This window comes from Pseudomonas emilianonis, from assembly GCF_023072625.1.
In the GTDB taxonomy this organism is placed as follows: domain Bacteria; phylum Pseudomonadota; class Gammaproteobacteria; order Pseudomonadales; family Pseudomonadaceae; genus Aquipseudomonas; species Aquipseudomonas paraveronii.
Genome location: NZ_JAKNRV010000144.1, coordinates 1 through 12592 on the forward strand (window position 1 = coordinate 1; position 12592 = coordinate 12592).

At 60.3% G+C, this 12592-nt stretch carries 12 protein-coding genes and 1 pseudogene; 9 read left to right on the plus strand and 4 right to left on the minus strand.

Annotated features, from left to right (window positions below; genetic code table 11):
• Positions 1-432: 432 nt before the first annotated feature.
• The gene (gene rhtA / locus L9Z73_RS15720) at positions 433-1320 is read left to right on the plus strand and encodes a threonine/homoserine exporter RhtA (RefSeq protein WP_247402590.1); all 888 of its coding nucleotides are present in this window, start codon (positions 433-435) and stop codon (positions 1318-1320) included.
• Positions 1321-1486: 166 nt separating this feature from the next.
• Positions 1487-1768: a hypothetical protein gene (locus L9Z73_RS15725; RefSeq protein ID WP_017846914.1), complete on the plus strand. Its 282-nt coding sequence runs from the start codon at positions 1487-1489 to the stop codon at positions 1766-1768.
• Between the two features lie 133 nt (positions 1769-1901).
• Here L9Z73_RS15725 and L9Z73_RS15730 read toward each other — a convergent pair whose 3' ends face one another.
• From L9Z73_RS15730 to L9Z73_RS15740, 3 genes are all read right to left on the minus strand, one after another.
• On the minus strand, positions 1902-3710 hold the full coding sequence (locus L9Z73_RS15730; RefSeq protein WP_247402592.1) for an aminopeptidase P family protein: 1809 nt from the start codon (positions 3708-3710) through the stop codon (positions 1902-1904).
• Positions 3711-3759: 49 nt separating this feature from the next.
• A complete protein-coding gene (locus tag L9Z73_RS15735; RefSeq protein WP_247402595.1) occupies positions 3760-4920 on the minus strand; it encodes a cysteine desulfurase family protein in 1161 nt (386 codons plus the stop codon).
• A gap of 231 nt (positions 4921-5151) precedes the next feature.
• The gene (locus tag L9Z73_RS15740) at positions 5152-5418 is read right to left on the minus strand and encodes a hypothetical protein (protein WP_247402598.1); all 267 of its coding nucleotides are present in this window, start codon (positions 5416-5418) and stop codon (positions 5152-5154) included.
• Between the two features lie 399 nt (positions 5419-5817).
• Between L9Z73_RS15740 and msuE the strand changes: the two genes are divergently transcribed.
• From msuE to L9Z73_RS15760, 4 genes are all read left to right on the plus strand, one after another.
• Positions 5818-6381 carry an FMN reductase gene (gene msuE / locus L9Z73_RS15745; RefSeq protein ID WP_247402600.1) on the plus strand — a complete coding sequence of 188 codons (564 nt, stop codon included), beginning with the start codon at positions 5818-5820 and terminating at the stop codon, positions 6379-6381.
• A gap of 9 nt (positions 6382-6390) precedes the next feature.
• The gene (ssuD, locus tag L9Z73_RS15750; protein WP_247402603.1) at positions 6391-7530 is read left to right on the plus strand and encodes an FMNH2-dependent alkanesulfonate monooxygenase; all 1140 of its coding nucleotides are present in this window, start codon (positions 6391-6393) and stop codon (positions 7528-7530) included.
• A gap of 77 nt (positions 7531-7607) precedes the next feature.
• Positions 7608-8795 (plus strand): acyl-CoA dehydrogenase family protein, encoded by a 1188-nt coding sequence (locus tag L9Z73_RS15755; protein WP_247402606.1) that lies wholly within the window; start codon positions 7608-7610, stop codon positions 8793-8795.
• A 10-nt stretch (positions 8796-8805) separates the two neighbouring features.
• On the plus strand, positions 8806-9909 hold the full coding sequence (locus tag L9Z73_RS15760) for a sigma-54 interaction domain-containing protein (protein ID WP_247402608.1): 1104 nt from the start codon (positions 8806-8808) through the stop codon (positions 9907-9909).
• Here the strand turns inward: L9Z73_RS15760 and L9Z73_RS15765 are convergent.
• A complete protein-coding gene (locus tag L9Z73_RS15765) occupies positions 9898-10263 on the minus strand; it encodes an antibiotic biosynthesis monooxygenase (protein ID WP_247402611.1) in 366 nt (121 codons plus the stop codon). The genes L9Z73_RS15760 and L9Z73_RS15765 overlap by 12 nt on opposite strands.
• Positions 10264-10363: 100 nt before the next feature.
• On the opposite strand from L9Z73_RS15765, the gene soxR reads away from it, so the two are divergent.
• The 3 genes and pseudogenes from soxR to L9Z73_RS15780 all read left to right on the plus strand — a co-directional run.
• On the plus strand, positions 10364-10813 hold the full coding sequence (gene soxR / locus L9Z73_RS15770; RefSeq protein ID WP_247402614.1) for a redox-sensitive transcriptional activator SoxR: 450 nt from the start codon (positions 10364-10366) through the stop codon (positions 10811-10813).
• Between the two features lie 354 nt (positions 10814-11167).
• Positions 11168-12370: a PepSY-associated TM helix domain-containing protein gene (locus L9Z73_RS15775; RefSeq protein ID WP_247402616.1), complete on the plus strand. Its 1203-nt coding sequence runs from the start codon at positions 11168-11170 to the stop codon at positions 12368-12370.
• Positions 12367-12592, plus strand: a pseudogene (locus tag L9Z73_RS15780) (thiamine pyrophosphate-binding protein); the annotation flags it as partial. The gene L9Z73_RS15775 and the pseudogene L9Z73_RS15780, both read left to right, overlap by 4 nt.

Here is a 12592-nt window from a genome sequence, read left to right on the forward strand (position 1 = left end):
AACCACTTGCGCTTCCGATCTCTCGTTAGCGGGAGGCGAATTCTACAGCGTTACACGCTGCTGTCAACACCTCTTTTTCTCCGCTTTCGACCGAGAAGATCGAAACGTTAATAGAGCCAAACAACACCGCTCTACCAACTCCTTCCAGGCTTCGATAAACTGAAGCAGGCCGCTGTCGAACCTCGTATAACTCTTTGTTTACCAAGGAGTTTTCCGTTTCGACTGCGCCGGAAGTGGGGCGAATTATAGACGTCCAGGATTTTCCGTCAACCCTTAATTTTGTTTTTCTATCAAACAGCCGGAAACCTCCAAACTCCCTCTATATATAGAGGCCCGTCGATTGATGATTGAGCAATATATTGCTCAATGCCGCACAGTTAAGCATCATAGCGCTCTCTGCTACTCAAATATGACCTCGGACGAACACCCCCAATGACCACCTCCCCCCGCAGCCTGGCCTCGGCACTGTTTCCCGTCGGCCTGCTGTTGATCGCCATGGCTTCCATCCAGTCCGGCGCCTCGCTAGCCAAGAGTATGTTCCCTATTGTCGGCGCCCAAGGCACCACCACGCTGCGTCTGATTTTCGCCAGCGTCATCATGTTGCTTATATTGCGCCCGTGGCGCGCTACGCTGACGGCCAAATCCCTGCGCACCGTGATCGTCTACGGAATGGCCCTGGGCGGCATGAACTTCCTCTTCTATATGTCGCTGCGCACAGTCCCCCTTGGTATTGCGGTAGCCCTGGAATTCACCGGGCCGCTCGCCGTCGCCCTCTACGCATCGCGCCGGGCGGTGGACTTTCTGTGGATCGCCCTCGCAGTCGGCGGTCTACTGCTGTTAGTTCCCATGGGAGAAGCCAGCACTGGCATCGACGTGGTCGGGGCGGCTTATGCATTAGGCGCAGGTGTTTGCTGGGCGCTCTACATTCTATTCGGCCAAAAGGCGGGGAATGATAACGGCGTACAAACGGCTGCCCTGGGCGTCATGATCGCCGCCTTGTTCGTCGCCCCCATCGGCATCGTCCATGCGGGTGTGACGCTGCTGACGCCCGCGCTGATTCCGGTCGCCATCGGCGTCGCCATCCTGTCCACCGCGCTACCCTACACCCTGGAGATGGTCGCGCTGACTCGCCTGCCTGCCCGAACTTTTGGCACGTTGATGAGCATCGAACCCGCATTCGGCGCACTCTCGGGCCTGTTCTTCCTGCAGGAGCATTTGTCGCTTGCACAGTGGATGGCCATCGCCTGCATTATCCTGGCCTCCGTTGGCGCCACGCTGACCATGCGAAACGAGGCTAAACCTCTGGTACCAGCCGATTAATCATCTTTGACGGTAGCTCTGGTATTTGCCGCTCATTTAGGCCATGTTTAGGCCGCAACCAAATGTCATTCATGGAGAGTTTCGACAAGGACAGCGCGAACGCTACAATCGAGAGCGAGTAAAGCTGGCTTCATGCATTTTTTCGAAGCCGCTATTAAGGATGGGAATGAAGCGAATTTTGATACTGTTAATGGTCGTGGCGATTGCTGGCTGTGCCGCGACCACCAAGACAGAAGTGAAACGGGGCAAAAAAGGGCTGCATATCAACTGTTCCGGCCTGTCCTCCTCCTGGGACCAGTGCTACACCAGTGCAGTCAATTCATGCGGTGCCAAGGGCTACCGGGTTATCGCCAAGTCCGGTGACAACTCCGAGGAGCCTGGGGACTATCCCTTCGGCCTCAACCCTGCCGGCTACACCAGCCGGAGCATGATCGTCATCTGTAAATGACGGCCCGAGCAGTCCACTTCCGACTGCTCCGCACCGCCCACCTTGAACGCCTCGAACCGACGCAGCCCTTCGCGACGCTGCGGCTAACCGCTTGCGCGCAGATCGCAAGCGGCACCTGCCGAGCAGCAACCGATCAAATCTCCGCAGTCCGCACCTGCAACCACTCCAACGCGGCGCCACTGAGCAATGGGCTCAAACGCTGACGCACCTCTGCATGGTACGAATTGAACCACTGGCGCTCCTCCGCCGTCAGCAACGACGGCTCCAGGCAACGGGTGTCGATCGGGCACAAGGTCAGGGTTTCGAACTTGAGGAACTCGCCAAACTCGGTCTTGCCTGCTTCGCGATTCAACACCAGGTTCTCGATACGCACGCCCCAACGCCCCGGACGGTACGTACCCGGCTCAATGGAAGTGATCATGCCCGGCTGCATCGCGGTTTGCGGCGCAGTGGCCGCCTGGTAGGCGATCACCTGCGGACCTTCATGCACATTGAGGAAATAACCTACGCCGTGACCTGTGCCATGCCCATAGTCGACACCTTCGGCCCAGATCGGCGCTCGCGCGATGGCATCCAGCAATGGCGACATAATGCCCTTGGGAAAGTGAGCACGGGACAGCGCAATCACCCCCTTGAGCACGCGGGTGCAATCACGTTTCTGCTCATCACTCGGCGTACCGATAGGCACCATCCGCGTGATATCGGTGGTACCACCCAAGTACTGGCCGCCCGAGTCGATCAACAACAGGCCATCACCTTCGATCAGCGCATGCTCTTCTTCGGTGGCGTGATAATGCGGCATCGCGCCATTGGCGTTGAACGCGGCAATGGTGTTGAAACTCAGCGACACATAACCGGGCCGGCGGGTACGTGCAGCCGTCAGGTGTTCGTCGATGGTCAATTCAGTGATGCGTTCACGGCCCAGCGCACTCTCCAGCCAGGCGAAGAATTCGCACAGGGCCGCGCCATCCTGCTCCATGGCCTGGCGGATATGCTCCGCGTCGGCCAGGCTCTTGCGGGATTTGGCGAGCGTAGTCGGATTCATCCCTTCCACCAGCTTCACGCTGGCATCCAGGTGTTCCAGCAAGCCGGCGGTCACGCGTGCCGGGTCAACCTGCACACTCGCGCCCGACGGCACAGCCCGCAGCGCATCGGCGACTTCGCTGTAATCGCGCAAGGTCACGCCATCCTGCTCAAGCACAGCGCGCAGCTCGGCATCGACTTTGCTCAGCGCCACAAACAAAGTGGCCTGTTGTGCGCTGATCAAGGCAAAGGACACAAACACCGGGTTGAACGATACGTCGGCACCGCGCAGGTTAAACAACCAGGCGATGTCATCCAGGGTCGCGATGAAATGCCAGTCGGCGCCCTTTTCTTTCAAACTGGCGCGCAGTGCAGCGAGTTTTTCCCCACGGCTGACGGTGGCCTGCGGTGGCAGATGCTGGTAGATCGGCTGATTCGGCAACGTCGGGCGATCTTTCCAGACTTCATTCAACAGGTCGATATCGGTACGCAGGCGTGCGCCGCGCTCTGTCAGTTTGCCGCCCAAAGTACGCGCCGATGCCACGGCCATTACCGCACCATCGACCGCCACCACAGCGCCATGCGGCGTCTGCTCGGCCAGCCATTCCAGCGGACCCGGTTGACCCGGCTGCAGTTTCACCAGTTCGATACCGCTGCCCTTGAGCTCCTTGGTCGCTTGTTCCCAGTAGCGGCTGTCGGCCCAGACACCGGCGAAATCCGCGGTGACGATCAGCGTCCCCACTGACCCGTGGAACCCCGACAACCATTGACGCCCCTGCCAGTAGCCCGGCAAGTATTCGGACAAGTGCGGGTCAGCCGACGGCACCAGCAAGGCGTGAATGCCTTCGCGGTGCATCAGTTCACGGGTATGCGCCAGGCGCTGGGGAACCGTTCCATGGGTCAAAGGCTGAGTACTCATTGTGTCTCCTGCTAACCACAAATAATTGTTATGGGTTACGAATGAAGAATCAGACCGCCCAGAACGCCGGCGCACTGGCAAGGGCGGCCTTGATCAACTGCACGGCCTGGTCGATATCCTGCTCGGTGGTGAACCGCCCCAGGCTCAAGCGAACGGTTCGACCGGCGCTGCGGGCGTCATGCCCCAGCGCCAGCAGCACGTGGGAAGGCGCATTGCTTGCCGAATTGCAGGCCGAGGTCGCGGAAAAAGCCATGCCCGCGCTCAAGGCTGCAGCGTCGAACTCGCCTTCACCGAACGTGAGGCTGAGGGTGTGAGGAATGCGCTGGGTGGCGCTGCCATTAAGACGCACACCTGCAACCGTTGCCAGTTGATCCAGCAAGCGCCGGCGCAAGGCCACGATTGCCACCTGCTCTTCGCTAAAAGCCTGCGCCGCCAGGGCGAACGCCGCGCCCATACCCGCAATCTGGTGGGTCGCCAGGGTGCCAGAGCGCAAGCCGCCCTCGTGACCCCCGCCGTGAATCTGCGCCATCACCTTCTGCTGCGCCCGCGGCCCGACATACAACGCGCCGATCCCCTTGGGGCCATACACCTTGTGCGCGGAAAACGACATCAAATCCACCGGCCATTGCGCCAGGTCGATCGCCACCTTGCCCGCGCCCTGTGCCGCGTCCACATGCAACAACGCGCCGTGTTCACGCACCCGCGCGCCGATGGCGGGGATGTCGTTGAGCGTGCCCAATTCGTTGTTCACCAGCATCAGCGAGACCAGGAAGGTGTCTTCACGCAGTGCTTCACTCACCGCCTCGGCACTGATCAACCCATCGGCGTCCGGCACCAGGTAGGTCACGGCTACACCGGCTTCCTGCATCTGCCGCGCGGTGTCCAGCGTGGCCTTGTGCTCGATCTGGCTGGTGATGATATGTCCACCCGCCACGCCCCGTGCTTGAGTTACACCCTTGATCGCGAGGTTGTTGGACTCGGTCGCGCCGGACGTCCAGACGATCTGCTCCGGCTCGGCACCGACCAGCTCGGCCACTTGGCGACGCGCCCGCTCAACCGTTTGCCGGGCCGCTTGGCCGAATGCGTGGGAACTGGACGCAGGGTTACCGAAATTGGCATGGAAGCCCAGACACTCGACCATCACCTGGATGACCCGCTCATCCACCGGGGTGGTGGCGGCATAGTCGAAATACAACGGACGTTTATTCATAACCTTGGGGACTCGCAGAGCTGGTTCCCGAGAGCAACGTCTCAGGGGCATCGACCGGAACAGAGGTCGTCAGGTTTACCCGATCGAATGCCATTAAAAAAGGACCACTTGACGTAAATGTGCGTAGGAACGCTCCTGAAATTCAGCTTAACAGGCTGAAGTAGCGCCATGGCAAACAAAAAGCCCGAGGTTTCTTGAGAAACCTCGGGCTTTTTGGCACTGAGCACCGGCTCAACTGGGACGACCATGCAGGGTCACATTACGTTCGGCGTTCATTTCACCCTGGTGATCAAAGCCGAAAGGCTTCTGTGCCTGGGTCAGGGCAGCCCGCTGCTGTTGATACTCTTCAAACGACAACCCGCGACGGCTCAACGCCTCCAGCGCCAGTTCCCGGGTTTCTTGTGCCGTGTAAGGGCGCAATTCAGGCGAAGGATGGGCCGCACAACCGGCAACGACAGAAGTGACAAGTAATACGCAAACAGCAAGAAATCGGTTCATGGCGGTGGCTCTGCGAAGGAGGTCTCAAGTCAATGAACACAGGCTACTCCCGACCTTGAACGGTGAAAAATCATCATCCGTGATAGTCGCTATCAACCGAGGCCACACCCTCGATAGGGCAGCACGTATATTCCTATAAGATCTATAAATATAGAAATACATTCATTTACGGAATAAAAGTAACCCTCTATAAATGGCTCCACGCGAACCCGACACTGTTCGCCACGCAACTGTTGCCCAGGCAACAGCCATTCAACAAAACACCAGGCAGACAACAGCACCGTTTTCAGCAGTAAGCCCGCAGCCCAAGCGATTCAAGGCCTGCAGCCGTTGGTACAGCTCTTGCTCAGACCGACTCACTTCTCCTGCGATGAACCACTGTTGAAAAAGGAACTGTTCATGACCCGTCCCCTGAATGTCGTTGCCCTCTCCGGCGGAACCTGGCGCCCGTCCCGCACCCTGGTGTTGACCCAGGCCGTGCTGGCCGAACTGGCAACGGTATTGCCGATCCAGACCACTCTTATCGAACTCGGCGATATCGCCCGGCCACTGGGCGGCGCACTGTCGCGCGATGAGTTGCCGGCCGAGGTCGAATCCCAACTGTTGGCCATCGAACAGGCCGACCTGCTGATCGTCGCCGCACCGGTCTATCGCGGTTCTTATCCAGGCCTGCTCAAACACCTGTTCGACCTGGTTGGCCTAAATTCGTTGATCGACACCCCGGTGCTGCTGGCCGCCACCGGCGGCAGTGAACGTCACGCGCTGGTACTCGATCACCAGTTACGCCCGCTGTTCAGCTTCTTCCAGGCTCTGACCCTGCCGATCGGCGTGTATGCCACCGAAGCCGATTTCACCGATTACCAAATCACCAGCGAAGCCTTGAAGGGCCGTATTCGCCTTGCGGCAGAACGCGCAGCGCCTTTGTTCGCCGCGCACTCCCCCTCTCTGCTGAAAATCGCTTAAGGATTCGTCATGGATGTTTTCTGGTTTCTGCCCACTCATGGCGACGGTCATTACCTGGGCACCACCCAAGGTGCTCGCCCAGTCACCCTCAATTATCTGAAGCAAGTCGCCCAGGCTGCTGACAGCCTTGGTTACTACGGCGTGCTGATTCCTACCGGGCGCTCGTGCGAAGACTCCTGGGTGATCGCCTCGGCGCTGGTGCCGCTGACGGAACGTTTGCGCTATCTGGTGGCAATTCGCCCAGGCATCATCTCGCCCACGGTGTCGGCGCGCATGGCGGCGACCTTGGATCGCCTGTCCAACGGCCGCCTGCTGATCAACGTCGTGACCGGCGGTGACCCCGACGAAAACCGCGGCGACGGCAGCTTCCTCGACCACAGCGAACGCTATGAAGTCTCCGACGAATTCCTCAGGATCTGGCGCCGCGTATTGCAGGGCGAATCGGTGGACTTCGAAGGCAAGCACCTGCGTGTACAGAATGCCAAGGCGCTTTACCCACCGATGCAGAAGCCTTATCCGCCACTGTACTTCGGCGGTTCTTCCGACGCCGCCCACGACCTCGCCGCCGAACAGGTGGATGTGTACCTCACCTGGGGCGAACCACCTGCCGCCGTCGCCGAAAAACTCGCGGATGTGCGTGAACGTGCCGCGCGCCACGGGCGCACCGTGAAATTCGGCATCCGCCTGCATGTGATCGTGCGCGAGACCGAAGAAGAGGCCTGGAAAGCCGCCGACAAACTGATCGAACACATCAGCGACGAGACCATCGCCGCCGCGCAAAAATCCTTCTCGCGCTTTGACTCCGAAGGCCAGCGCCGCATGGCCTCCTTGCACGATGGGCGCCGCGACAACCTGGAAATCGCCCCCAACCTCTGGGCCGGTGTCGGCCTGGTGCGTGGCGGTGCCGGTACGGCGCTGGTGGGCAACCCGCAGCAAGTGGCCGAGCGGATCAAGGCATACGCGGACTTGGGCATCGAGAGCTTCATCTTTTCCGGCTACCCGCACCTCGAAGAGGCCTATCGCTTCGCCGAGTTGGTGTTCCCGCTATTGCCGGAACCCTACGCCAGCCTGGCCGGACGCGGCATCACCAATCTGACGGGGCCGTTTGGCGAAATGATTGCCAATGATGTGCTGCCAGCCAAGGCCTGAGAACGCTGAGATCCCACCTTTGATCTTCATTGCCCAATAGATAGCACACGGCATTAGAGCCCTATGAGGAATACCGCGTGACAGCCAAACCCCACAGCGTCCGGCCCTCACCTTTGCAGACCGCCAGACAGCTCGCCGCCGAATTCGCGCTCACCGCCGTCGAACGCGACGAGCGCGGTGGCACGCCAAAAACCGAACGGGATGCCCTGCGCCAAAGCGGTCTGCTGGCGCTGAGCATTCCCGCTCAATACGGCGGCCTCGGTGGGCGCTGGAGCGACACCTTGAGCATCGTGCGTGAATTCGCCAAGGTCGACAGCTCCATCGCCCACGTTTTCGGTTTTCATCACCTGATGCTCGCCACGGTCCGTCTGTTTTCGCGCCCGGACCAATGGCAACCCTGGTTCGAACAGACCGCGCGCAAAAACTGGTTCTGGGGCAACGCTCTCAACCCGCTGGACACGCGCACGCTGGTCAAGGATTTTGGCGGCTGGCGTGAGTTCTCCGGCAAGAAGAGTTTCTGCTCCGGCGCCAGCGATTCGGAAATGCTGATCGCCTCGGCGGTGGATGAGAGCGCCGGCGGCAAGTTGCTGATCGCCGCCATCCCCAGTGGACGCAGCGGCATCACTTTGCACAACGACTGGAACAATATCGGTCAGCGCCAGACCGACAGCGGCAGCGCCAGTTTCGAACGGGTACGCGTCGAGGAATCGGAGTTGCTGCTCGACCCGGGTCCACTGAGCACACCCTTCGCCTGCCTACGCCCACTGATCGCACAGTTGACCTTCACGCACATGTTCCTCGGCATCGCCGAAGGCGCCTTTGACGAAGCGCGCAACTACACCCTCACCGAAACCCGCGCGTGGCACAAATCCACCGCCGAGGATGTGCGCCAGGACCCTTACGTACTGCACCACTACGGCGAATTCTGGGTGGCCTTGCAAGGTGTGCGCCTACTGGTGGAACGCGCCGCCACGCTGCTCGATCAAGCCTGGGCCAAGGGGCCGAACCTCAGCGAAAACGAACGCGGCCAACTGGCCATCGCCATCGCTACCGCCAAGGTCGCCGCCAGCCGCCAGGGCCTGGAGTTGTGCAGCCGTCTATTTGAAGTCACCGGCGCGCGCTCCACCCATGCGTCACTGCGCCTGGATCGCCATTGGCGCAACCTGCGCACGCAAAGCCTGCACGATCCGGTGGACTACAAACTCCACGAACTGGGGGACTGGGCGTTGAACCGGTCCCTGCCGACTCCTACGTTCTATTCATAAAGAGGTGCCCATGCAGCTTCTAACCTTACCGCCCTCGCCCGCCCTCGCCACCTCGATCCGCGCCACGGCCCAGGTCTTCGAAGACCCGAAATCCCAGGCGCTGCTCGACCATATCCAGCAAGTGGCGCCCAGCGAAGCCAGCGTGTTGATCATCGGCGAAACCGGGACCGGTAAAGAGCTGGTGGCGCGTCATATTCATAACCTCAGCGCACGGCGTAACCGGCCCTTTGTAGCGGTGAACTGCGGGGCGTTTTCCGAATCGCTGGTGGAAGCCGAACTGTTCGGCCATGAAAAAGGCGCCTTCACCGGCGCCCTCAGCGCCAAGGCCGGCTGGTTCGAAGAGGCCGACGGCGGCACCTTGTTCCTCGATGAGATCGGCGATTTGCCGATGGCGATCCAGGTCAAATTATTGCGCGTGCTGCAAGAGCGGGAAGTGGTGCGCCTGGGCTCGCGCAAGAGCATTCCCATCGATGTGCGCGTGCTGGCGGCGACCAACGTGCAGCTGGAAAAAGCCATCAACGCCGGGCATTTCCGCGAAGACCTCTACTACCGCCTCGACGTGGTCAGCCTGGAGCTCAGCCCGTTGCGCGAGCGTCCCGGCGACATCCTGCCGCTGACCCGCCACTTCATTCAAGCCTACAGCCAGCGCCTGGGCTACGGCCCGATCACCCTCAGTCGCGAGGCCGAACACAAGCTAAAAAGCTACAGCTGGCCGGGCAATATCCGCGAGCTGGAAAACGTGATTCACCACACCTTGCTGATCTGCCGTAATGGCCTGATCGAACGCGACGATTTGCGCCTGTCAAACCTGCGCATCGAGCGTCAGGACGACAGCCAGCACAGCACCGATAACAGTGCCGAAGCCTTGCTTGAACGGGCCTTTCAAAAGCTGTTCGAGGAACAGGCCGGCGCCCTGCATGAAAAAGTCGAGGACGCGTTGCTGCGTGCCGCCTACCGCTTCAGCCACTACAACCAGGTCCACACCGCCAACCTGCTGGGCCTGAGCCGCAACGTCACGCGCACGCGCCTGATCAAAATCGGCGAGCTGGCGGTGAACAAGCGCCGTCCGGGGGAAAACGTACAGGGTGAACGTATGCTGCACCTATCCATTTAGACGGCAGTGCAACGCATTGTCATGGCTGCGCTCGAAACTGTGCAGCACCTGGAACGAACCGAAGGTCACGGCCGTGGCCTGGTGGGCGCGTATCAGTGTCCAGAAATCTTCCTCGCCGTGTTCAAAGCACTGGAAGGCCGCCTCGCCGTCCTCGCGTGAGCGCCATTGCAGGTAATTGAGTACCCGCCGCCCGTCATCGCTGACCTGCACACTCGCGTTGAGAAAGCCGCCGTGCCCCTGCGCCAGGCGCTCACTCTGGGTGGATAACGCCGCGACCAGGGCGAGCTGTTGTTGGGGCTCGACCTGAAACTCGATCAATTGAGTGAAACTGAGATTCTTCTCTGATACCTGCATGAACACTCCCCTTTCTACGTAGGCAGAATCTTGCGATTCGATGCCACGCAGGGTAAAACCTCTAGTTAAGTCAAGGTCAAGCGTCTATCCGGAGTTTTTCATGGTTACCAAGGAGCTCACTGTCGGCCAACTGTCGGCCCGCAGCGGCGTGGCGGTCACGGCGCTGCATTTTTACGAAACCAAGGGGCTGATTAAAAGCAATCGCAATGCCGGCAATCAACGGCGCTACCCCCGCGACGTCCTGCGCCGGGTGGTGGTGATCAAAATCGCCCAGCGCTTGGGGATTCCGCTGGCGACGATTGGTGAAGCATTGCAGACCTTGCCGGATGGACGCACGCCTACCGCTAAAGATTGGCAGCGTTTGTCGGCATCGTGGCGGGAAGATTTGGACGAGCGCATCAACAAGCTGATGCTCCTGCGGGACAAGCTCAATGGCTGTATCGGTTGTGGGTGTTTGTCGCTGGAGGCATGCCCGTTGCGCAATCAGGATGATCAGCTTGGCGAGCGTGGGCCAGGGGCTCAATTGCTCGAACCCACCACGCGCCAATAGGCTCTGACCGACGCATAAACCCACCAGCCAATACCGACTGCAATGAAAGGCCGCATGCTCACTTGATGCGTCGGTATCCGCGCAAGCAACAGCCTCGACCAAAGTCCGCCCCGCCAAGGTGCCACGTCCGACAGCGCGCCGAAAAAAGGGATACCGAACAAACGGGCGGTCATCCCCATCCCCCCGACCATCGTCCCGCCTGAATGTGAACCTGAAACATTTACTTTCATATCTGGGTTAGGGATTTCTCATTCTCATCCGTCTTAACTTAGATACAGCCCGTCGCGTCAGCAAAAGCTACGACCGGCCTTTTTCGGGCGCTCATTGCCCCCTCCGATCAAGACCCCCATTCACATGTCGAAGAAGTCACGCTCAAAACTCTGGTTCCTCGTACACGGCTGGCTGGCCTTACCCATCTGGTTCTTTGTACTGATCGTCTGTGTCACCGGCACCCTGGCGGTGGTCAGCCAGGAAATCGTCTGGCTGGCCAACCCGGAAATTCGCGCAAGCCAGCCGTCGGATGATGCCGAGCCGCTGAGCTATGACCAGGTGATCAGCGCCATCAAACGCGCCGAGCCCCAGGTGATCGTACAATCCATCGTCCGCCCGGACGAGTCGCACTTCGCCCTGAGTGTCGACCTCAGCTACCCCGACGGGCGCTCGGTGGAGGTCTACGTCAACCCGTACACCGGGGCGATCCAGGGCATCAGCCCGGCGTTCGACTTCAAACAATTCACCCGCGCCCTGCATGGTTGGTGGCTGGTTCCGTTCAGCAATGGGTTCAGTTGGGGCTGGTACCTGGTCTCCGCGCTTGGCCTGCCGTTACTGGCGTCGTTGATCACCGGGCTGGTGGTGTACAAGCGCTTCTGGAAGGGCTTTTTGCGCCCGACCCTGCGCATCCGACATGGCGCGCGAATCTTCTGGGGCGACTTCCACCGCCTGAGCGGTATCTGGTCGATCTGGTTTATCGCGGTCATTTCCATCACCGGCACCTGGTTCCTGATTCAAGCGATCCTGGGGGACAACCAGATTTCCATCTCCAGCGAACCCATCGTGCCGGTGATTGCCCGGGAGAACGTGCCAATGTCCGCCCCCGGCGTGCCGGCGCCGATGATTGCGCTGGACGACGCGATCGAAATCGCCAGCCAACGGATTCCGGGGTTGGAGACCAGTTTTGTGTTCCTGCCACTCAATGCCTACAGCCATCTGCAGATCGGCGGGCGGGGCTGGTACCCGTTGATGTACCAGACCGCACAGATCAACCCCTACACCGGCGAAGTGGCGGTTTCGCACCTGCTGTCCAACCGCTCGACACTCGAGTTCGTCACCGAGTCCATGCGCCCGCTGCACACCGGCGACTTTGGCGGGCTGTGGATCAAGCTGATCTGGGCATTCTTCGGCCTGGTGCTGAGCATGATGGTCTTGAGCGGCCTGCTGATCTGGACCAAGCGCACAGCCCTGGCCACCCTCCATGCCCTCAAGCGCAGCCACAAGGCGCCACGCCAACCGGCATCCATCCCGGCCATGCAGGCTGAAACTTCGGAGGGCAACCGATGAGCAAGCTCGCTGCTGCAACGCCTTCGCCGCTGCGAGCCGTTTGGCTGAAATGGCGCTTCCACATAAACGTCCTGCTGTTGCTGGTGCCCCTGGGCTTCATGCCCAAGTACTTTGCCGACGCCGCACTGTTTCGCGGTGACAGCGGCATCGGCGAGCGGGTGGCCGGCGAGGTGCAGGTAGGCCCCTGGAGCCTGACCCTCGCCGAGTTTCGCAACGAAGGCC